Below are 22,242 nucleotides of genomic sequence, written 5' to 3' on the forward strand. Positions count from 1 at the left end.
TAAGGGTTGGTAATTACTCAGATTATTTTTTATCTCTGATCTTTTTCAATAGAATTAAAAAGAACTAAAATTTGGTAAAATAAAGTCATTTCTCCTGAAAGCCCTTGCAATAGTTTTGTTTATTTGTTATATTAAGATTATCTGAAAAAATCACACATATTTCTGCAAGACTTATTTTTTTAAAAGAGAATGTATGCGCTTACAGATTTGAGAAAGGAGAATTTTGTGGATAAGAGATATTGGGAAAAATCCTGTAAGTATAGCATCCGCAAACTAAGTGTCGGAGCTGCCTCTGTTTTACTTGGTGCTGTTTTTTTAGCAGCACAGGGTGTAGCCGCTGATGGTGTCGAGATTCCGGAAAGTGAGGCAACCATTACTGAAACCTCTGCTAAACCGGACACCAAAGTTGAGGAAGTTGTTACTTCTAACACAGAGACTCAGCCTGTAGCTGAATCAGCTGAAAAGCAAACAAACCCAGGGACAGAACTACCTCAAACTAGTAGTCAGTCAGAGACAAGTGCTACTACCGCCCCTGCTGACAATAAGGAGAGCGAGAAACCAGAACTTCCTGTGAACAAGCAAGAACATTACGAACTACATTACAACCAACCAACTGCTCCTTCCTATGATGGATGGGAAAAACAAGCCCTGCCAGTCGGAAATGGAGAAATGGGTGCCAAGGTTTTCGGACTCATCGGTGAAGAAAGAATCCAGTACAACGAAAAAACACTTTGGTCTGGAGGCCCACAGCCAGATAGTCAAGACTACAATGGAGGAAACTACAAGGACCGCTACAAAGTCTTAGCTGAAATCCGTAAGGCCCTAGAGGACGGTGATCGTCAAAAAGCCAAACAACTAGCAGAGAGAAATTTGGTTGGGCCAAATAATGCCCAATACGGTCGCTACCTAGCCTTCGGTGATATCTTCATGGTCTTTAATAACCAGAAGAAGGGCTTGGAAAATGTTACTGACTATCATCGTGGCTTAGACATTTCTGAAGCTATCACAACTACCTCCTATACTCAAGATGGGACAAGTTTCAAACGAGAAACCTTCTCTAGTTATCCAGACGACGTCACTGTTACCCACTTGACTAAAAAGGGAGATAAGACGCTTGATTTTACCCTTTGGAATAGCTTGACTGAAGATTTGATTGCTAACGGAGACTATTCTTGGGAGAATTCTAAGTACAAACAAGGGACTGTGAGCGTTGATTCTAATGGTATTTTACTCAAGGGAACTGTCAAAGATAATGGTCTGAAATTTGCTTCCTATCTTGGTATCAAGACGGACGGACAAGTCACTGCTCAAGATGGTTATTTGACTGTCACTGGAGCCAGTTATGCAACACTGCTACTCAGTGCCAAGACTAATTTTGCTCAAAATCCAAAAACTAATTATCGCAAGGATATTGATGTAGAAAAAACTGTCAAATCTATCGTAGAAGCTGCCAAAGCCAAAAACTATGAGACTCTGAAAAATGACCACATCAAGGATTACCAAAGCCTTTTCAATCGTGTTCAACTAAACCTCGGCGGTAGCAAGTCTAATCAAACTACAAAAGAAGCTCTCCAAACCTATAATCCAACAAAAGGTCAAAAGCTAGAAGAACTCTTCTTCCAATACGGACGTTACCTACTGATCAGTTCTTCTCGTAACCGGACAGATGCCCTCCCTGCCAACTTGCAAGGGGTCTGGAATGCTGTAGATAATCCACCTTGGAACTCAGACTACCACCTCAATGTCAACCTACAAATGAACTACTGGCCTGCCTACATGAGTAATCTCTCAGAAACGGCTAAGCCAATGATCAATTATATCGATGACATGCGTTACTATGGCCGTATCACTGCTAAAGAATATGCAGGTATCGAATCCAAAGAAGGTCAAGAAAACGGTTGGTTGGTTCATACTCAGGCGACTCCATTTGGCTGGACTACTCCTGGCTGGAACTATTATTGGGGTTGGTCTCCAGCTGCCAATGCTTGGATGATGCAAAACGTCTATGACTACTATAAATTCACCAAGGATGAAACTTATCTTAAAGAAAAGATTTATCCAATGCTCAAGGAAACTGCCAAGTTCTGGAATTCCTTCTTGCACTACGACAAGGCTAGTGACCGTTGGGTTTCTTCTCCATCTTACTCGCCAGAACATGGAACCATCACGATTGGGAATACCTTTGACCAATCTCTAGTTTGGCAGTTATTCCACGACTATATGGAAGCAGCCAATCATCTGAAAGTCGACCAAGATTTGGTGACAGAAGTGAAGGCTAAATTTGATAAGCTCAAACCACTTCATATCAACCAAGACGGCCGTATCAAGGAATGGTACGAAGAAGACAGCCCACAATTCACCAACGAAGGCATTGAAAACCATCACCGCCACGTTTCTCATCTAGTTGGACTCTTCCCAGGTACTCTATTTGGCAAGGATCAACCTGAATATCTAGAAGCTGCACGCGCAACCCTAAACCACCGTGGAGATGGTGGAACTGGTTGGTCTAAGGCCAATAAAATCAACCTCTGGGCTCGTCTCTTAGATGGAAATCGTGCCCACCGTTTGTTGGCAGAACAGCTTAGATCTTCAACCCTAGAAAACCTCTGGGATACCCACGCACCTTTCCAAATCGATGGAAACTTTGGTGCAACCAGCGGTATGGCAGAAATGCTCCTTCAGTCTCACACAGGCTACATTGCCCCATTACCAGCCCTTCCAGATGCTTGGAAAGACGGTCAAGTCTCAGGCTTAGTCGCTCGTGGTAACTTTGAAGTCAGCATGAAATGGAAAGAGAAAAATCTTGAAACGCTATCTTTCCTTTCTAATGTTGGTGGAGACTTAGTCGTAGACTATCCAAATATCGAATCTAGTATTATCAAGATTAATGGCAAGGAAGTTCAAGCTAGTCGCCTCAAAGATAACCGTATCCAACTTGCGACTCAAAAAGGTGATGTCATTACCTTTGAAAACTTCCCTGGACGAGTGACTCGCTTATCAGCCCTTCGAAAAGATTCCGTCACAGCTGAACTCGACTTTAACACAGTTGAGGGAGCAACTTATTATGTCATCCGACGAGAAAGCAAGGATGAAAACAGCCAAACTCCTAGCGTTCGTGAGTTCATCACCAACCAAACTCACTTTATCGATCGCTCGATTGATTCTAGTCATGCCTATACTTATAGCGTTAAGGCTATGCTAGGGGACCGTACAACACCAGTTTCAGATCCTGCTTCTATCGATGCCTTCACTGAGTTGATGGATGACCGTGACAAGCGCATCCAGTACGGCTCTGCTTATGGAAACTGGGCTGATTCAGAACTCTTTGGCGGAACAGAAAAATACGCCGATATCTCAAATGGAAATTACTCCGATAAGGATGCGACTGCAACTATTCCATTCAATGGACCTAGTATTGAAATCTACGGACTCAAGTCATCTCAATTGGGACTTGCTGACGTTAAAATCGATGGTAAATCTGTTGGAGAACTTGACTTCTATACAGCAGGAGCAACTGAAAAAGGTGTCCTAATCGGTCATTATACAAATCTTTCTTCAGGTTCTCACCTCATGACCATCACTGTTAAGCGCGAGCACAAAGGACGTACAAACGAGCGTGCAAAAATTTCTCTCGATTACTTCAAAGTCTTCCCAGGCCAAGGAGCAACTGTTGAGAAGATTGACGACCGTGACCCTCGAATCCAGTATGGTTCCATGTTTAAGGATTGGAGCGATGCAGAACTATATGCTTCTACAGAAAAATACGCTGACATCAACGCTGATGATAGCCTCGCTTCTGAAGCCACTGCAACCATCCCATTCTCTGGAACAGGTATCCGAATCTATGGATTAAAAACAGCATCACTAGGCAAGGCACTTGTCACACTGGATGGCAAAGAGATGCCAGCCCTTGACTTCTTCACTCCAGGAGCAACAGAAAAAGGTGCTTTGATTGGCGAATTCACAAATCTAGCTGATGGTGATCACGTCCTAACTTTGAAAGTAGATCCAGATTCTCCAGAAGGGCGAAAGAAAATCTCTCTTGATTCCTTTGATATCTTAAAGGCACCATCTGTGTCTCTCGATAGTCCAATCCTTGATCCTATTAAGTCCAAAGATAAGACTGTTACCTTAACCCTACCAACTGGTAATTGGGATGGAGTCGCTGTCACCTTCCCTGGTATCAAGGATCCTCTTCTACTCAGAAAAGTCGATGATGACCATCTTGTCACATCAGGTGAACAAACTGTTCTAACCATCAAGGATAATAAGGTCCAACTAGACATCCCTGAAACTACAGATCGTAAAGCTGGTAATCCGATAGAAGCTTATGCCATCCAAGGAAAAACAATAAGCAGCTCTGTTGTAACAGTATTTCCTAAGGATGAAACTAGTCCAGTGGAAGAAAAAATCCAAACAAGTAAAGGGGATGAGCCTGCTCCAGTAGTAACCATTCCTGAGTACACAGATCCTATTGGTACTGCTGGGGAGCAGGAGGCACCTACTGTGGAAAGACCTGAATACACTGGTCCTATCGGAACTGCTGGGGATCAAGAAGCACCTACTGTGGAAAGACCTGAATACACTGGTCCTATCGGAACTGCTGGGGATCAGGAAGCGCCTACTGTGGAAAGACCTGAATACACTGGTCCTGTCGGAACTGCTGGGGATCAGGAGGCACCTACTGTGGAAAGACCTGAATATACCAAACCTATCGGAACTGTTGGGGACCAGAAAGCACCTACTGTGGAAAGGCCTGAATATACCAAACCTATTGGAACAGGTAGTGGTCAAGCCGCGCCAAGTAACACAATTCCTGAGTTTAAACTCAAAGTATTGAAAGACAGGACTACAAGAGTTCAAGTTATTAGTGGAACAACTGAACTCGAAGGCGCAAGCTACCTCGATAGTCAAAAAGTTGAAAACAAAGAACTCTTGGGCAAGAAATACGATGCTTACACTCTTCAACTCAAGGATAAAGATGGACAACCAGTTCAACCAAAAGGTGCTGTACTCGTTCAACTACCAATTTCAGGTGATGTTCAAGAACTTTATCAATTAACTTCAACAAGTGAATTAAAACCACAAGAATTCACCATTCGAGATGGTATGATTGAGTTTATTACTTTTGACGTGAGCACCTACGCTATTGTTTACAAGACAGAAGGCTCAACTGTTAAACCTGTCCCAGCTCATACGGAAGAAAGAAACCTAGAAACCACAAAACCATTGGTTGAAAGTAATGAAGCCAATGATCAGGTCTCTACGAATGACAAACAACTCCCAGCCACAGGTGAACAAGCTAGCCCTCTCCTCTTTATGGCAAGTCTCAGCCTAGCCCTCTCAGCTACCTTCTTACTAAAAGGTAAGAAAGATTAAACATTGTCCCCCTAGGAATATAAATTTATTCCGCTATAAAAAGGATGGAAAATCATTCCATCCTTTTTCAATTTCAATAATATACTACAAACCAAATCCTGTTCACATCTTTTGCAAATGATTTGGTGGGGTAGATAAGTGGTAGAACAAGTCTTGATGCTCTACCTTTTTTTACATCCACTACTTCCGTTTTCTTGCGATCAGGTGAATCGGTGTTCCTTCAAAGACAAAGGCCTTGCGGATTTGATTTTCGAAGAGTATAAATCAATGCCTTCCGCCTTTAGATTTCCCTAACTCCCGTCTCAAACGAAACATTTTTTTGAAGAAGATGTAGTCTAGCCAGTCACTGCCTAGAGATAGGACTATCAACAGCAACCAAACACCCCAAGCACTCATATCTGATACATGTTTCAGAACAAGAGGGAAAAATAAGAATGAAAAAATTGTCAAATCCAGGCTAAATAGAGCTAAAAGGGAAAAATAAATCCAGTAGAAATAGTAGATGATGGGGAAAAACTTACTGTTTCTATCAGCATTGTCTATCCAATAGAAAAAGCAAAAGCAAGGAAATAAGAGTATCAATTGATTAAACGACAGTTTCATTATCGACACCTCTTTTCGATAGCGTTTTCTTTAGCTTCATTCTATCAAAAAAATCTGGAAATGTCATTCCAGATTCTACTTTTTTATTTACGTTTTCTTGCGATGAGATGGATTGGTGTTCCTTCAAAGACAAAGGCCTTGCGGATTTGATTTTCCAAGAAACGCAAGTAAGAGAAGTGCATGAGTTCTTCTTCGTTGACAAAGATGACAAAGGTCGGTGGTTTGGTTGCCACTTGTGTCGCATAGAAAATCTTGAGGCGTTTCCCTTTGTCGGTCGGTGTTGGATTGATAGCAATGGCATCCATAATCACATCATTCAAGACAGCTGATGGGATACGGGTATTTTGACTCTCGCTGATTTGCTTGATCATCTCAGGCAACTTGTGGAGACGTTGCTTGGTCAAGGCTGATACAAAGATAATCGGTGCGTAAGGCAGGTATTGGAACTGCTCACGGATATCTTCCTCCCAGTTTTTCATAGTATGGTTATCTTTTTCAAGAGTATCCCACTTATTGACCACGATAATCATCCCTTTACCAGCTTCATGGGCAAATCCAGCGATACGCTTGTCATACTCACGAATACCTTCTTCGGCATTGAGGACCATCAAAACTACATCTGAACGGTCAATAGCACGCATGGCACGCATGACAGAGTATTTCTCAGTATTTTCATAGACTTTACCTGACTTACGCATACCAGCAGTATCAATCATGGTAAACTCTTGACCGTCAGCATCTGTAAAATGAGTGTCAATGGCATCACGAGTAGTACCAGCGACAGGGCTGGCAATGACGCGATCTTCTCCCAAAATGGCATTGATCAAGCTAGATTTTCCGACATTGGGACGACCAATCAAGCTGAATTTAATGACATCTGGATTTTCTTCTTCAACTTCATGTGGGAGATTTTCAACGATAGCATCCAGTACATCCCCTGTCCCGATACCATGAACAGATGAAATCGGTAGTGGTTCGCCCAAACCTAGAGCGTAGAAATCATAGATATCATTTCGCATCTCTGGATTGTCAACCTTGTTAACGGCTAGGATGACTGGTTTATGAGTTTTATAAAGTTTACGGGCAACGTATTCGTCCGCATCTGTAATTCCTTCTTTACCAGATACGACAAAGACGATAACATCTGCTTCTTCCATGGCAATTTCTGCCTGGTGTTTGATTTGTTCCATAAACGGAGCATCGACATCATCGATCCCTCCAGTATCAATCATACTAAAAGAACGGTTAAGCCACTCACCCGTGGCATAAATACGATCTCGCGTTACACCTTCAACATCTTCTACGATTGAGATGCGTTCTCCCGCGATACGGTTAAATAGGGTTGATTTCCCAACATTGGGACGTCCCACAATGGCAACAGTTGGTAAGGCCATGTTTTCTCACTTTCTACAATAACTTCTTCTGCTCAAGATTTTCTCGAGTCGAGCTTGGTTCTTGATTGCCGAATTGCTCTGCCAAACGTTGACTCCAAGTTGTAGTCGCACGCGCACCTGCATATTCAGTCTGTACACGGTCATAGGCTTCGATTGCCTCAGTTGACTGTTCTTGGTATTCTTCCTCAAAGACAACATTCTCTAGTGGCAATCTTGGTTTTACAGCATGCTTTTGATTTGGAACACCTAGTGCAATCCCAAAGACTGGATAGGTATAGTCAGGAAGCTTAAACAATTCTGCTAATTCAACAGACTTGTAACGCACCAAACCGATAATCACTCCACCGTAGCCTAGGCTTTCTGCCGCAAGCAAGGTATTTTGCCCAGCAAGCGCAGCATCTACTGAAGTGATGAGGAGTCCTTCCACCCCTTGAGGTTGGAAAACATCCGTATGGAGACGAGCCCCTTTTTCTGCACGGTTTAGGTCACCGACAAAGAGGAGAAAGGCTGCAGACTGGCGAATCGCTTCCTGAGGAACTAGCTCAAATAAGGCATCCTTCTTTTCTTGGCTTCTTACAACAATCACAGAATAAGATTGGAAGTTTTTCCAAGAAGAGGCCATTTGTGCGGCAGTTAAAATTTCAGTTAGGTCAGCTTGAGGAATTTCTTGTTCCTTAAAGCGACGTACTGAAGAGTGGGACTTCATTAATGTTGTAGTTTCTGTCATCGACGGTTTTCTCCTTTTAGTTGTGTTTCTTCAGCAAGGTAACGGATACGTTCCATGACACGTCTGGCTTCCCAAGTTTCGTCATTTCCGTTCTTGCCTTTTGCAAAATGTTTTTCCAAATCTTCAAAATTGAAGTTTGAAGTAAAGAAAGTCGGTAAATCTTCCTGCATGCGATACTGAAGAATCACCTGCAAGATTTCATCACGGACCCACGGTGTTGATTGCTCAGCACCGATATCATCCAAAATCAGAACTTCTGCCAGCTTGATTTCATCTACCAAGGTTTTGACAGAGCCATCCCCAATAGCATTTTTGACATCAATGACAAAGCTCGGATAGTGGAGCAGAGTTGTAGATACTCCACGTTTTTCAGATAAATCATGAGCTAGAGCAGCCACCATGAAACTTTTACCCACACCAAAGTCTCCATATAAGTACAGACCTTTTCGAATAGCTGGATATTGCTCCACAAAGTCTAAAAGCTTTTCAAAAACTGGCAAGCGCCCCAAATCATCCAAGTCTACTTGAGCTAGGCTAGCTTTTTTAAGACTAGCTGGAAGATTGATTAGCTTGAGACGGTTTTTAATCGCCGCTTCTTTTTCTGCCGCGATTAGCTCTGGAGTCTCTTCATAAGAGACATCTGCATAGCCATGGTTCATGACTAGGATAGGCTTGTAGCCACGCGCGATATAGTCTGTATCTCCTCGGAGGAACTTATCGCGTTCCGTGATGTATTGATTAAACTTGGAGATACTCCGATTTAACTCTTCTTGGCTGAGGGATGCTTGCTGGATAAAAACCGCCACATCAGGATCTTGTACAATTTGCTGGACCAAATCCTGATACTGAAATCGGCTTGGTTGACGCTTGAGTACGTCTCCGACACTTTCCATCTAGTCTCCTCCTTTTTCTAATCGAGCTAACATTTCTTGTTTCTTACGTTCTAGTTCTAAACGAGTTTCTTCGCTCGTTTCATTCTTATATTCAGGATTGCTCCATTTAGGCACATTGGTTTTTGCTGGGGCAGTCTGATTTTGCTTTTGCGTTTTTGCTTTTTGGCCACGTTCACGAATACGGAGGACAGCCTCCTCGGCACTACGAATATTTTGATAGGCGTAGTCATTAGCCACCTTCATGGCGTATTTTTCATTGATATTAGCTGAATCAACCTTATTAAAGGTTAGGAGCAAGATAACATTGATCACTTCATCCAGCAAACCCAAGGCTGCCATCTGCTGGAGCAGGTCCCGTTCAGTCTGAGTAATACTTCCCTTGCGGGTCTGCTTAATCTCAGCAAGGAACTGCAAGGCTGTCTTTCTCTTAGCCTCTCGGATAATGGTTGCTTCCTTGGGACTAAAGTCAGAAGTCACAGGCTTTTGCGCTATCTTTTCGCGGATGCGTTTGACAGAAATCACTTGCGACACTGCTGTCGCTTTGGCTACATGATAAGTCTCAAACCAGGTCCACTTCTGCTCGTCTGCTATTGCAAACAAGGCCAGAACATCCGAAGTCTCATCTTTAAAACGAAGACCATCGCGAGCCATAAGCTGACGGAAATGCTCCAAATCAAAATCATCTGCTGCTGGCTGACTGCCAGAGGTTTCTTGACTCGCAGACTCAGATAACTGAGGAAAGATTTGACTCAAGGACACCGAGATAGGTTCCCCTTCAACACCTTCCTGTCTCATGGCTGCAACCGCACTATCCCCAATCATTTTTTCTAACAAAGTCCGATAAACTGTATGTTGTAAAAATTCTTGAGTTGATAAGGGAGAATGGAGTAACAAGTTATAGGCCTCCCCCTGCTGATAGAGGGTCACCAATTTCATGGCTGTTAGAGTTTTAAAAGCCTTTAAAAGGGTATCCATCCCGAAATTCAGATGATTAAGCATAGCTGCAAAGAGATGTTCCTTTTGACCACCATCCCAAAAAGTCACAGCATAAAGATAGAGGCTCAGCGCCTCCTGACCGATAATCGGGAGGTAGCACTGCACCATTGATGAGGTATCTTGCGACACCCGATTATTCTTTACAAAAGAAAAACGGTCATTTGGCTTCATTTATTTTTCCTTTTTCTTTTTAGAGGATTGTGTGATCTGCTGGAGTAGGCTTTCAAGTTCACTCACATCCTTAAAGCTACGGTAAACACTGGCAAAACGTACATAAGTAATCTCATCTAACTCTGCCAACTCTTCCATAACCAAAGAGCCAATAACCTCACTCTGAATTTCATTTTCATTGCGACTACGGAGTTTTTGTTCGATGCGATTGACCACCATGCCAATCTCATCACTTGACACTGGACGTTTCTGGGCTGAACGAATAATCCCGTTAAAGATTTTATCTCTTGAAAATTGTTCCCGTGTACCATCTTTTTTTACCACAACCAGCGTTCTCTCTTCAACACGTTCATAGGTTGTAAACCGATGCTGACACTCTTCACACTCACGTCTTCTTCTGATTGTATTTCCTTCTTCAGCCTGGCGACTATCGATCACACTTGATTTTGTAGCGCCACATTTTGGACAACGCATGCCTTTCCCTCCTTGTCGTTTTCTTTTCATTATACCATTTTTTGAACAATTCCCAAAATAATTCTCCTTTTGGCTTGACAAGTTTTTTGTTTTGTTGTATTATTGAATTAACACAAAGGTAATTAGAAAGGAGATCGTGATGTCTTGGACATTTGATAACAATAAACCCATTTATTTGCAGATTATGGAGAAAATCAAATTGCAGATTATTTCCCATAAACTCGAGCCCAATCAACAGCTTCCAACCGTTAGAGAATTAGCAAGCGAGGCAGGGGTCAATCCCAACACCATCCAGCGTGCCCTATCGGACTTGGAGAGAGAAGGCTTTGTCTATACCAAGCGGACATCTGGACGCTTTGTCACAGAGGATTTGGACTTGATCCTCCAATCCCGTAAGCAACTGTCAGAAGAACAGCTGCAACAGTTTGTAACAGGCATGGTAGAATTTGGCTATGAAAAAGAAGAACTACCGACTGTTTTGAGAGATTATATTGAAGGAGTTTAAACTATGACCTTGTTAGCATTTGAAAATGTGTCAAAATCCTATGGAGCAAGCCCTGCTCTTACAAATGTTTCCCTTGAAATTCCAGCTGGAAAAATCGTTGGCCTCCTTGGCCCAAACGGTTCTGGAAAGACAACCTTGATTAAACTAATCAACGGCTTGCTCCAACCTGATGAAGGACGTATCCTTATCAACGACATGGAACCATGTCCAGCAACTAAAGCGATTGTTTCTTATCTCCCTGATACGACCTACCTCAACGAACAGATGAAGGTCAAAGAAGCTCTCACTTATTTCAAGACCTTCTACCAAGATTTTAATCTGGAACGTGCTCAAGGTCTCCTTCGTGATCTTGGCATTGATGAAAACAGCCGTTTCAAGAAACTCTCAAAAGGGAACAAAGAAAAGGTTCAGTTGATCCTTGTCATGAGTCGTGATGCTCGTCTATACGTGCTTGACGAACCAATCGGGGGTGTAGACCCAGCGGCTCGTGACTATATCTTGAACACCATCATTAACAACTACTCTCCAACTTCGACTGTCTTGATTTCAACTCACTTGATTTCAGATATCGAACCAATCTTGGATGAGATTATCTTCCTCAAGGATGGAAAAGTCGTCCGTCAAGGAAATGTTGATGATATTCGCTATGAGTCTGGAGAGTCTATCGACCAGCTCTTCCGCCACGAATTCAAAGCCTAGATAAAGGAGATTATTATGTTTTGGAATTTAGTTCGTTATGAATTTAAAAATGTTAACAAATGGTATTTAGCCCTCTATGGTGCTGTGTTGGCTCTTTCTGCCCTTATCGGGGTTCAAGCTAATTCCCTAAAATCCATCGATACACCTGATCAACAAATGATTATGTTAGTTTTTCTGGCTCTAGTTTTTGGTGGACTAATCATTACCTTAAGTATTTCAACCTTGATTTTGATCATCCGTCGCTTCAAGGGTAGTGTCTATGATCGTCAGGGATACCTAACTCTCACACTCCCCGTATCTGAGCACCAAATCATTTTATCCAAACTTTTGGGTGCTTTCATCTGGTCTCTGGCGAGCTCATTAGTCTTTATCTTGAGTATTTATATCATTTTAGTTCTGACTGGCGCAAACTTCCTTGATATCTTTTCTCTCGAATACCTCTTTAAATTTTACATGGATAGTTTCTGGCTTTCTGTGATTTCATTCATCCTTAGCACTGTAGCAAGCATCCTTTGCATCTACTTGTCTATTTCAATTGGACAACTCTTTAATGAATACCGTACAGCTCTTGCCGTTTTAGCCTATATTGTTATCCAAACCATTCTCGGCTTTGTTGGTCTCAACCTTCGCATAGATATCGACTACAATTGGATGATCTCCTTTGAAATCGTTAAAGACCTCATCCTCAGCGCAGCCTTCTATCTCGGAACCTACTATATCTTGAAAAATAAAGTTAATCTTCAATAATCAATCGACGACGGCTGGACAATAACTTAATTTTAGCAGAAAATGAAATAGATCTTTCTATGATAAAACGCATATTATCAAGGTTTTTCAATACCTGATAATATGCGTTTTTTTGATTTTAAAGACTTTTATCCTAGCCTCTTCGTTGTCTAAATACAAAAAGTATACTTAAAACCTCTAACGGCTTTATTTTCGGACATCTTCACCCTAAAATAAAACCGATGCTCCCTACCATCCTTGGCATTTTCCTTGTTCAAGACAAAGTAGTTCTTTTGGTTGATGGCCATGGTTCGTAGAATGTCGTCAATCAGGAAAGTCAGAGGTACATTCATGGCAGAGTATTTTTGGAAATCTTCTTCAAAACGAATGTAGTCATCTGAGAAATAATCCATCTGCAATTTATTTTCATATAGCTCTTTTCTAGTCATGAACTTCCTCCTGACATAATTGGATTGCGAGAATATCATCTACCCTTATCAATCTATAGCCCTCATCAGTTTTAACAGAGATTTCTTGAGGAGATAATTCTCTTACTTCACCCAATATCGTGCTTTTATGATTTTTCTCCTTGACCACAAAAGAGCCTTTTAGCCGCCCAACGTAGAGCTGGGAAAGTAACAACAACTTCTCAACTGGATTCAAATCAGTCGACAAATCGACACGATTTTTTTCTTCACTGAGTGAACTCGTATGCTCCGATAAGAAAAATCCCATCCACTTCTGCATTCCTGGATCCTGGTAGTCCCTCGCGGATTGAAAAGGTAAGTAAGAACGATCAATCATTTGAGTCCATCTAATCCTCCAGCAGAATGCCCTCCGATCAGCTTACTTCTGGCAATACTTCTCGATGCATCCTCTAAGACAGTCGCCTTCAAGAGAGAAGTAAATCCGAATTGCTCTCGAATAGAATCAATGGCCGTCTGGAGCCTTTCTTCTTTTTCTAGCTTATCAACATCATCAAAAAGGGAAATCAATCCAAAGGATTCGTCCACAAATCCTGAATAACTGATGGCAACACTCCTAACAGCACCAGAAGTGTATTTACTATGGAATAATTTCAATACATAGCTGACCAAAATACTGGTGTTATTGGTCGGCTCAATCTTCATTTGAGTATGAATCGACCGTTGTTCTTCATGCTTAGAAAAACCAAGATGAATAGATACCACTGTCGCCTTTTTACTAGCTCTTCGAAGCCTGATAGCCACCTGCTCAGCCATCTCTCGGAGTATAATTTCGATATCTCGCTGCTTAACATAATCTCTCGGTAAAATTTGCGAATTGCCCAAGCCGTGAGATTTCGCTTTATAGGGTTTATGAACATTACTCTCGTCAATCCCATTGGCATGAAACCATAAGCGAAGTCCAGCTTGACCAAGTTCTTTCTTCAGAACGTCAGGATTGCTATTGGCCAATTCCTTAATTGAACGAATCCCTAAGGCATTCAAGCGCTTCTCCATCCGATGTCCAATCCCCCAAAAATCGGTCATCTTTGGAATGGACCAAACCTTATCTTCCACGTCTTGGTAAGACCAGTTGGCCCTCATGGTCGGTGTGTGCTTGGCTTCATTATCCAAGGCTAGCTTAGCAAGCAGAGGATTGGCATTAGACATGCCCACCGTCGAGTAAATCCCTGTCTGCCGCCAGATATCCCTCTGGATACGAGCCGAAAGCATATCCAGCTTATCTTTGCGAGAAATCTGCTGGTCTGGAACAAAATAATTGAGCGAACTAGTCAAATCGATAAAGCCCTCATCAATAGAGTAGGGATAAATATCATCTGGACTGCCATAATTCTGAAAGATTCGTTGGATTTCTATATTAACTGCGATATACTTATCCATCCGAGGAGGGACAATCACGGTCACCCGAGCCCAGTCTTCGATAAATTTCACATAGTCTGAGTCTGTCCGCAAGCCTTGTTTCTTGGCATTGTAGTAGGAAAATTTACGCGTCTTAATATCAAAGGGCAGGTCATAAGCACGGCCTACATTTGCTTTCCCAAAGACCTTTTTGAACATAGGTGAGGAGGCAAGAATAAGCCCAACAGAATTATCCGCTCGACTCATGACACAAAGGGAAGTTTTAAGAGGATGAAGTCCTCTTTCCACACACTCAACACTGGCATAAAAGGACTTCATATCGACAAAGGCAATATCACTTTTGGGCTCTCTGGAATAATCAAAGTAGCCCATAGGCTATCCCTCCATCGGTACAAAGTTGCCCACGATAATGCCTACAATCCGCGGATCTTCCTCATAAGAGATGAAAATATCCTTGTATTTAGGATTGATGGAAACTAAACGCAAGCCATCTTCTTCTCGATAGATCCGTTTGATATAGGTCTGGTTGTTACAAACCACTGCATAGACAGCGCCATCATAATCAAATCCAGTCTCTCGAATCAGAGCCACGGAACCATTTTGATACTTGGGTTCCATAGAATCCCCAGAGACCCAGGAAGCAAAATCGTGAGCTAGTTCCTCATTAAAGTAAACCGTGTCAAAGTTTCGATCATCATAAACTGAAGCACCGATCCCAGCTGACATGCGTTCGTAGACATGATACTCGAAAAGTTTTTCTGGCATGGCCGTTACCTTCTTAGCTTGTTCTTCTTGAACCAGGTTGCGAGCATAGACTACCACCTTTTCTTTCCCTTGGTTAGAAAGACTATTGTAGAGACGGACAATTTCGATTTGAGTAAAATAGCCTTTTGGTACTTTTAAGATTTTCTCTAGCTGAGCAACCTTTTCTTCAGAAGGCTCCTTGACTCCACGCTCCCAAGCCGAATAAGCCTGAAAACTAATGCCAAGCTGCTCTGCAATTTCCTTCTGTGTTAGCTTTAACTCTTTTCTCCGAGCCTTAAGTTTTTCTGGTTGGTACATGACTTCCCTCCTAGTGTGATGTTTCATCGTAGGTTGACTCTATTTTTGAAACTCAACCGTTTTGGTTTAGTTTTATTATATAAAAAAAGTAGACGAATGTCTACTGGGAATGTTGAGTTTTGGCAAACGACTTGTAATGATGATGCTATAGATTCCTTATCTCAAATACTGCCGTATGAATCCACTCGTTATGCATTTGAAAGTCATTTTCTATGATTTTACTAAAGGTGAAACCATTTTTTAAAAGCACTCTCTGGGAAGCCCGATTGTCCGTTGCCGTCCCTGCGATAATCTTATGTAAACCATAAGTAGTAAAGGCCTTGTCTAAAACGAGTTTAACCGCTTCACTTGCATAACCTAAATTAGTAACATTTTCTCCAATCCTATATCCAAGTTCTGCTGTTTTTCTATCCTTCCCTAAAACACTTAAATTGATTCTTCCGACCATAATGCCTTGTGCATCTCTAATAAGATGCATGTAGACATCATGATTCTCTTGTTCCCTTAACAATTCCCTTGTAAGTTCTTTAAAACCTTCTGAGTCAAAATAGTGAGCTGGTCTAGGAGGTAAACTTCGCTCAAAATACTCCCGATTTTCTTTTTCAAAATAATAAATATCTATGCTATTTTCTTCAGACATCAGCTCTAAACTTATCATTGTAAACCATCTCCTATCATTCTCTAAATTCAAATGTACTCATGTTCACACAAAGTGACATTTACAGCATTTAAAGAGATATCTTAATTTTTTCATATCGTATCTACATTATAACACAACATACTATGAAGAAAAATAATATCCATCAAGGACCTCATAAATTCCAACATCTTGCTAAACAAGCAGGTATTTCACTTGAGACTATTTCTGAAGCTCTAACTCATAGCGATAAACAGGTAACAAAAATATATGTAAATACAGCTGATACAGTTAATCAGACAGTCGGTGAAATTGCTTTTAGGAATCTCAAAAAATGATTAAGGGAAATCTCAGGGAATTTTTCAGGGAAATTATTGATTTTTAAGCAAAAAAAGACATCCAAGAAATAATTCTTGAATGTCTGTAAACGTTGATATAATCGCATTGATTAACGTTTTGAGAATTGTGATGCTTTACGAGCTTTCTTAAGACCTGGTTTCTTACGTTCAACTTTACGTGAGTCACGTGTAAGAAGTCCTGCGCGTTTCAATGAATCGCGGAAGTCTGGGTCTACTTGAAGAAGGGCACGAGCGATACCGTGACGGATAGCTCCTGATTGACCAGCGTATCCACCACCTACAACGTTAACGAAAACGTCGTATGAACCTACAGTTGAAGTAACTGCGAATGGTTGGTTGATGACAAGACGAAGGTCAGCGTGTGGGATGTACTCTTCAACATCTTTTTTGTTAACAGTGATTTTACCAGTTCCTGGAACAAGGCGAACGCGTGCAACAGCGTTTTTACGACGTCCAGTACCTGCATATTGTGCTTGTGACATACTTTATTGTTCCTTTCCTTAGATAAGTCCTGAAATATCAAGAACTTCTGGTTGTTGTGCAGCGTGAGTGTGCTCAGCTCCAACGAATACTTTCAATTTCATACCTTGAGCGCGGCCAAGAGTATTGTGTGGAAGCATACCTTTAACTGATTTCTCGATCAAACGTACTGCATTTTTAGAACGAAGTTCACCAGCAGAGATTGATTTCAATCCACCTGGGTGGTTTGAGTGAGTGTAGTAGATCTTATCAGATGCTTTTTTACCAGTCAATTTAACTTTTTCAGCATTGATAACGATTACGAAGTCACCTGTATCAGTGTGTGGTGTGAATGTTGGTTTGTTTTTTCCGCGAAGCACGCTAGCAACAACTGCTGAAAGGCGTCCAAGAGGTACATCAGTTGCGTCAACAACGTACCATTTGCGTTCTACTTGGCCTGGTTTAGCCATGAATGTAGTTTTGTTCATGATTTCTCCTATATGAATATCGTTTTTGTTTACAGGGCGGATGTTCCGGTCCGCAAGTTATTTGAAAGGTTCCGGGGCCTTACAAATGGGGTAAACAATACCGTCTACTATTGTATCAAAATTCTCAGATAAAAGTCAAGAGATTGGGAAAATATTTTTTTATTTCTGCCAGATTCTCAATCTTTTTTCTTCCTGTTCCTGAAGGATTGTCTGAAAAATTTTAGAGACTAAATAAATGGCACAAGTCAGGAATAGCGTAACCACTAGATAATTGATCAAACGACCGTGGTCTCCAACCAATGGCGGTTTTGTCAAAAAGCCATAATCTCCACCCGTCATTAGATTAACCACAAAAATCACAGCATTAAGGGAAGATGTGATGATTAGGGTCCGTTTGAAATCCAATAAGCTAGCATCGTAGTCCTTCAAAAGATAAATCAAGGAATTTCCAAGAAGGGCTAAGTGTCCGAAAATAAAGGACAGGATAGCGATGTGGGGGAAGGGATAGGGATCTGGCACTGGATAAACAAAGGCTGCCAAAGTCCCAAAGGTTCCCAATACAGCAAAATACTGTTTGACTCTAGAAACACCAGGAAGCAAAAGCACTACAAACATTGCCAGACGGCAATGATAAAAGGGTAGACTTTCTGTCAAAGGCATCTGATTGACCAAATACCAACCGTAGAGAAGGATTAACTGCAGAGCCTGTAAAATCTGGAAAAATCGCTGACAAATTTTATTATTACCATAGCGATAGGCAAGAAATACAGTCAATGCCAATAAAGTAAATAGACTTCCATACCAAAGAAGATCAAATTGGGGTGGCTCCGTCGGCTGCGTGCTAAATAAAGCATCCCAAACATTCATGTAACTTTCCTCATTTTCATATAAGCAGGCCCCTTACTCATCTCTATAGAGCCTAGCTTACATTTATTTCATATAATTTTGTGTAAAAGAAACTGTCGATCTTAATATAAAACAAAGCTTCTAATCGACATATTGTTCCCGCTCACCCTGATAGACCTGCCATAGAATTTCCATTTGTTCTTTGGTTATTCGTTTTTCAGATAGGGGTGGGAGATTCTTGATATCAAAAAATTCAAGTTCTGCAATTTCTTGATTTTCTTGAAAGTGTCCATCCAATAACTGACAGTCAAAGACGAACTTTGCATACTGCTTGTTCTGAAGTTGAAAGCGATTGGTATCAAAAACCGCTAATAAAGAACCTACTTCTGCCGAAAAGCCTGTTTCTTCCTGAACTTCTTTTCGGATATTTTCCTTGGGAGAATATCCTACCTCGCCAAAGCCACCAGGTAATGCCCAAGTATCCTCTCCTTGTCCTCTAACCAGGCAAATCTTCTGATTTTGAACAATCCATGCCCTTACATCCATCAAGGGAGTTGCATAGCTACCTGTTGGTTTTAAAATTGCAGTCAATTCCTCTTGATCGAGCTCTGTTTGATCTTGCAAGACACTCCATAAAATCTGACGTAAATCCTCATAACGTTCACGATCATAAGGATCCTTTGTATAGGTCAACCCAGTATCAGTGATAGCTAACATTCTCTGAATAGCTTTGGCGAAATCAGTTGTGCTCATTTTCTAGACTTTCTACTAGCTTAGCTAGATTCATAGAATTCGAACCTTTAAGCAAGATTTGGTCATGTGCACCAAGACTTTCCTTAACTTGCTTGACCATGGCTTCAAACTGGTCTTCTTCAGCTGTTTTCTTGAAGTAGTAAACATGGCCAATTGGGAACATTTGACTGGTTAATTGAGCCAATTCAGCAATGTCTTCACCATAGAAAATAACAGCATCAAGAACATCTGGTGAAATGCTCAAAATCATCTGATTATGAAGTTGAACAGACTGATCTCCAAGTTCTTTCATATCTGCCAAAACTGCGAGTTTCTTACCACCTTCATTGGCTGGAATGGCAGAGAAAGTCTCTAAAATCAATTTCATGGCAGTTGGATTGGCATTGTAGACATCTGACAAGATATCTGCACCGTTGGCAGCTTTTTTCCACTCGGTACGATTGCGGGTCAATTCAAGATTTTGGAAGGCTTGATGGATTTGCTCCTCAGTTACTCCTTCTTGCAAAGCAACATAAGATGCAATCATGGCATTGGTCGCATTGTACTTACCAGTTACTGGCAAGTCGAGAGCCTGTTCCAAGAAATTAGCCTTGAAAGTTAAGCTATCCTTACGCTCAATCAATTCTGTAATTTTGAGTTCTGCACCTGGACCAAAACGGACCACTTTTTGCTCAGTAGGTAGATAATCCTCTACAATAGGATCAGCTGGTGCTAAAAGCAAGGTACCCTTTCCCATCCCATCAGCGATTTGCAATTTCCCTTTGGCAATTTCAGAACGGTCTTTAAAGAAGGCCAAATGAGCTTCTCCGACCAGAGTCACAATAGCTGTCTTTGGATGAGCTAGTTCAGATAAGAGATGGATGTCTCCTAGATGATCCTGTCCCATTTCCAAGACTAACTTTTCAGTGTCATCTGGCATATGGAGAACCGTGTAGGGAAGCCCAATCTCGTTATTATAGTTCCCTTGTGTTTTGTAGGTTTTGTAGCTTGTTGAAAGCAAATGGGCCAACATATCCTTGGTCGTTGTCTTCCCATTTGAACCTGTAACAGCAAAGACATCGACTCCTGTCTTCTGAAGGTAATAGGCCGCAAGAGCTTGAAAGGCTGTCAAGACATCATCTACTAAAATGTAAGGATGACCTTCTACTTCCTTTTCTGACAGAGTTACAACAGCGCCATTTTCAAAAGCTGTCTCGATAAAGTCATGACCATCACGCGCCCCCTTTAGAGGAACAAATAAATCCCCAGGTCCAATCAAACGACTATCAAACTCAGCCTTGACTAGCGGGCTATCCGCATAACTTGTCACATCATTTTTTGCACCGACGACACGCGCAACTTCGTGAATCGTAAGTTTCATGTTTACTCCTTTAAAAAGGGGCAGGGAGTCTTGCCCCGCCCTTATAGTTGTCTTTACAATAGGTGTGCTTCGCGTTTATCAAAACTCTCTTTAGCAAGGTCCACCAAACGCTCAATTAGTTCTGAATAGCTAATCCCCATGTTGTCCCAAAGTAATGGATACATAGACCATTGGGTAAATCCTGGCATGGTGTTAAGCTCGTTTAGGAAAACTTCACCCTTATCTGTATAGAAGAAGTCGCAACGTGATAATCCAAGTCCACCAATGGCACGGAAGGCAGCTTCTGCATTTTTACGCATGACTGCTACTACATCATCACTAATCTTGGCTGGAATATCCATAGTAATCTTGTTATCAATGTATTTTGCTTCGTAGTCATAGAAGGCTACGTCCTTGACAACTTCACCAGGAAGCGTGCTCTTGACATCATAGTTTCCTAAAAGCCCAACTTCGATTTCACGCGCATTGACGCCTTGTTCTACCAAGACACGGCTATCATATTTAAAGGCGAGTTCGAGAGCTTGATGGAGTTCCTCTTTATTTTCAGACTTAGAAATACCAACACTAGAACCCATATTAGATGGTTTGGTAAAGACTGGATACCTTAATTTTTCTTCGACTTCTGCGATCTTAGAAGCTAAGTCATCCCCTTCAACAATGGCTACGTAAGGAACTTGGGCAATGCCAGCAGATTCCAAGACACGTTTAGTCGTGATTTTGTCCATAGCAAGGCTTGAAGACAAGATGTTGCAACCGACATAAGGCATTTTCAAGACTTCTAGGAAACCTTGGACTGAACCGTCTTCTCCCATAGGTCCATGAAGAACTGGAAAAACAACTGCGCCTTCTTCGTAGATAGCACTTGGAGCAATTTTCTTGTCCCAATCAATAGTCGCATTGGTCATGAGACGTTCATCTTGTCCAGGAGTTTGGGTAAATTCTTGGGTTTTGATGAAATCACCTGACTGGCTGATAAAGAACGTTTTGACTGCAAAACGGTCATAGTTGACCGCACGCATGACACTCTCAGCTGACAATACAGATACTTCACGTTCTGCACTGCGTCCACCATATAATAGAATAATTGTTTGTTTCATATGATTGTCCTATTTCTACTAGAATACTCGCTTTTTAGTATATCACATTTGTTTATTTTTTTAAACTTGAATAGCACAAAAGAGACTGGATTAAAAATAAATCCAGTCTCTTGATTTCTTATATATCGTATCTGCTAGTTAATTGCCTGTTCTATATCCTTACAGACTAAAGTTCGGTACGGTTTTCAATAGCTCTTAGGAGTGTTACTTCGTCAGCATATTCGATATCAGCTCCGACTGCTAGACCTCTTGCTAGACGAGTGACTTTAATCCCTGCAGGTTTGAGTAACCGAGAGATATACATGGAGGTCGCTTCGCCATCAGCTGTCGCATTGGTAGCTACGATGACCTCTGAAACTTCACTGTCCATAAGACGAGTCATAAGACTCTTAAGGTTGATATCATCTGGACTAATGCCATTCATAGGAGAAATGAGACCATGCAGGACATGATAGAGTCCGTGGTATTCTTGGATATTTTCCATAGCAGCTACATCTCGACTATCCTCTAGGACGAGGATAGTTGTTTGGTCCCGACTTGGATCTGTGCAGATAGAACAGGGATCTTCATCGGTTAAACGTCCACAGATAGAACAATAGGTCAACTCTCTTTTAGCTGAAAGGAGATTTTTAGCAAATTCGTTGACGTCATCATCCGGCATTCCAATAGTATAAAAGGCTAGACGGGTTGCTGTCTTAATCCCAATACCAGGAAGTTTGGAATAACTGTCAATCAACTTAGCAATAGGTGTTGGATAAAGCATGGCTTCC

At 41.5% G+C, this 22,242-nt stretch carries 22 protein-coding genes and 1 pseudogene; 5 read left to right on the plus strand and 18 right to left on the minus strand.

The window, feature by feature from the left end; genetic code table 11:
- Window positions 1-225: 225 nt before the first annotated feature.
- The gene (locus AAFQ93_RS00270) at window positions 226-5,379 is read left to right on the plus strand and encodes an SIALI-17 repeat-containing surface protein (RefSeq protein WP_375555328.1); all 5,154 of its coding nucleotides are present in this window, start codon (window positions 226-228) and stop codon (window positions 5,377-5,379) included.
- 264 nt (window positions 5,380-5,643) lie between these two features.
- Here AAFQ93_RS00270 and AAFQ93_RS00275 read toward each other — a convergent pair whose 3' ends face one another.
- The 6 genes from AAFQ93_RS00275 to nrdR form a co-directional block, all read right to left on the minus strand.
- Complete coding sequence (locus AAFQ93_RS00275) at window positions 5,644-5,982, minus strand: hypothetical protein (protein ID WP_375555329.1); 339 nt, start codon at window positions 5,980-5,982, stop codon at window positions 5,644-5,646.
- An 83-nt stretch (window positions 5,983-6,065) separates the two neighbouring features.
- The gene (gene der / locus AAFQ93_RS00280) at window positions 6,066-7,376 is read right to left on the minus strand and encodes a ribosome biogenesis GTPase Der (protein WP_045762664.1); all 1,311 of its coding nucleotides are present in this window, start codon (window positions 7,374-7,376) and stop codon (window positions 6,066-6,068) included.
- A 13-nt stretch (window positions 7,377-7,389) separates the two neighbouring features.
- Window positions 7,390-8,103, minus strand: a complete 714-nt coding sequence (locus tag AAFQ93_RS00285; RefSeq protein ID WP_375555330.1) for an NADPH-dependent oxidoreductase — start codon at window positions 8,101-8,103, stop codon at window positions 7,390-7,392.
- Window positions 8,100-8,996: a primosomal protein DnaI gene (gene dnaI, locus AAFQ93_RS00290; RefSeq protein WP_375555331.1), complete on the minus strand. Its 897-nt coding sequence runs from the start codon at window positions 8,994-8,996 to the stop codon at window positions 8,100-8,102. The genes AAFQ93_RS00285 and dnaI overlap by 4 nt, the downstream gene beginning before the upstream one ends.
- On the minus strand, window positions 8,997-10,163 hold the full coding sequence (locus AAFQ93_RS00295; RefSeq protein ID WP_375555332.1) for a DnaD domain protein: 1,167 nt from the start codon (window positions 10,161-10,163) through the stop codon (window positions 8,997-8,999).
- Window positions 10,164-10,637 carry a transcriptional regulator NrdR gene (gene nrdR, locus AAFQ93_RS00300; protein ID WP_001203674.1) on the minus strand — a complete coding sequence of 158 codons (474 nt, stop codon included), beginning with the start codon at window positions 10,635-10,637 and terminating at the stop codon, window positions 10,164-10,166.
- A gap of 139 nt (window positions 10,638-10,776) precedes the next feature.
- On the opposite strand from nrdR, the gene AAFQ93_RS00305 reads away from it, so the two are divergent.
- The 3 genes and pseudogenes from AAFQ93_RS00305 to AAFQ93_RS00315 all read left to right on the plus strand — a co-directional run.
- Entirely contained in the window at window positions 10,777-11,142 is a 366-nt protein-coding gene (locus AAFQ93_RS00305) for a GntR family transcriptional regulator (protein WP_000119157.1), read from the plus strand.
- Window positions 11,143-11,145: 3 nt separating this feature from the next.
- A complete protein-coding gene (locus AAFQ93_RS00310; protein WP_223140152.1) occupies window positions 11,146-11,841 on the plus strand; it encodes an ABC transporter ATP-binding protein in 696 nt (231 codons plus the stop codon).
- Between the two features lie 15 nt (window positions 11,842-11,856).
- A pseudogene (locus AAFQ93_RS00315) lies at window positions 11,857-12,436 on the plus strand (hypothetical protein); the annotation flags it as partial.
- Window positions 12,437-12,737: 301 nt separating this feature from the next.
- On the opposite strand, the gene AAFQ93_RS00320 reads toward AAFQ93_RS00315, so the two are convergent.
- From AAFQ93_RS00320 to AAFQ93_RS00340, 5 genes are all read right to left on the minus strand, one after another.
- The gene (locus AAFQ93_RS00320; RefSeq protein WP_223140154.1) at window positions 12,738-13,016 is read right to left on the minus strand and encodes a DUF5960 family protein; all 279 of its coding nucleotides are present in this window, start codon (window positions 13,014-13,016) and stop codon (window positions 12,738-12,740) included.
- Complete coding sequence (locus tag AAFQ93_RS00325) at window positions 13,009-13,371, minus strand: hypothetical protein (RefSeq protein WP_373094192.1); 363 nt, start codon at window positions 13,369-13,371, stop codon at window positions 13,009-13,011. The genes AAFQ93_RS00320 and AAFQ93_RS00325 overlap by 8 nt, the downstream gene beginning before the upstream one ends.
- On the minus strand, window positions 13,368-14,783 hold the full coding sequence (locus tag AAFQ93_RS00330; RefSeq protein WP_223140156.1) for a Y-family DNA polymerase: 1,416 nt from the start codon (window positions 14,781-14,783) through the stop codon (window positions 13,368-13,370). Before AAFQ93_RS00330 ends, AAFQ93_RS00325 begins: the two co-directional genes overlap by 4 nt.
- Window positions 14,784-14,786: 3 nt before the next feature.
- Window positions 14,787-15,473, minus strand: a complete 687-nt coding sequence (locus AAFQ93_RS00335; protein WP_223140157.1) for an XRE family transcriptional regulator — start codon at window positions 15,471-15,473, stop codon at window positions 14,787-14,789.
- Between the two features lie 145 nt (window positions 15,474-15,618).
- Complete coding sequence (locus AAFQ93_RS00340) at window positions 15,619-16,131, minus strand: GNAT family N-acetyltransferase (protein WP_223140158.1); 513 nt, start codon at window positions 16,129-16,131, stop codon at window positions 15,619-15,621.
- 125 nt (window positions 16,132-16,256) lie between these two features.
- On the opposite strand from AAFQ93_RS00340, the gene AAFQ93_RS00345 reads away from it, so the two are divergent.
- Window positions 16,257-16,448, plus strand: a complete 192-nt coding sequence (locus AAFQ93_RS00345) for a site-specific integrase (RefSeq protein ID WP_223140159.1) — start codon at window positions 16,257-16,259, stop codon at window positions 16,446-16,448.
- A 110-nt stretch (window positions 16,449-16,558) separates the two neighbouring features.
- Here the strand turns inward: AAFQ93_RS00345 and rpsI are convergent, their stop codons facing one another.
- The 7 genes from rpsI to recR all read right to left on the minus strand — a co-directional run bounded on the left by rpsI (window position 16,559) and on the right by recR (window position 22,235).
- Window positions 16,559-16,951 (minus strand): 30S ribosomal protein S9, encoded by a 393-nt coding sequence (gene rpsI, locus AAFQ93_RS00350; RefSeq protein WP_000075973.1) that lies wholly within the window; start codon window positions 16,949-16,951, stop codon window positions 16,559-16,561.
- Between the two features lie 18 nt (window positions 16,952-16,969).
- Window positions 16,970-17,416, minus strand: a complete 447-nt coding sequence (rplM, locus tag AAFQ93_RS00355) for a 50S ribosomal protein L13 (RefSeq protein ID WP_001044622.1) — start codon at window positions 17,414-17,416, stop codon at window positions 16,970-16,972.
- Window positions 17,417-17,575: 159 nt separating this feature from the next.
- Window positions 17,576-18,283, minus strand: coding sequence for a TIGR02206 family membrane protein (locus tag AAFQ93_RS00360; RefSeq protein ID WP_375555333.1), 708 nt, complete (start codon window positions 18,281-18,283; stop codon window positions 17,576-17,578).
- Between the two features lie 120 nt (window positions 18,284-18,403).
- Window positions 18,404-19,015 (minus strand): NUDIX hydrolase N-terminal domain-containing protein, encoded by a 612-nt coding sequence (locus tag AAFQ93_RS00365; RefSeq protein WP_375555334.1) that lies wholly within the window; start codon window positions 19,013-19,015, stop codon window positions 18,404-18,406.
- The gene (gene murF / locus AAFQ93_RS00370) at window positions 19,002-20,375 is read right to left on the minus strand and encodes a UDP-N-acetylmuramoyl-tripeptide--D-alanyl-D-alanine ligase (protein ID WP_375555335.1); all 1,374 of its coding nucleotides are present in this window, start codon (window positions 20,373-20,375) and stop codon (window positions 19,002-19,004) included. Before murF ends, AAFQ93_RS00365 begins: the two co-directional genes overlap by 14 nt.
- 53 nt (window positions 20,376-20,428) lie before the next feature.
- Entirely contained in the window at window positions 20,429-21,472 is a 1,044-nt protein-coding gene (locus AAFQ93_RS00375; protein ID WP_375555336.1) for a D-alanine--D-alanine ligase, read from the minus strand.
- A 166-nt stretch (window positions 21,473-21,638) separates the two neighbouring features.
- Window positions 21,639-22,235 carry a recombination mediator RecR gene (gene recR / locus AAFQ93_RS00380; RefSeq protein ID WP_045613513.1) on the minus strand — a complete coding sequence of 199 codons (597 nt, stop codon included), beginning with the start codon at window positions 22,233-22,235 and terminating at the stop codon, window positions 21,639-21,641.
- Window positions 22,236-22,242: the final 7 nt, after the last annotated feature.

Origin of the sequence: Streptococcus nidrosiense (assembly GCF_042140045.1) — a bacterium.
GTDB lineage: Bacteria > Bacillota > Bacilli > Lactobacillales > Streptococcaceae > Streptococcus > Streptococcus nidrosiense.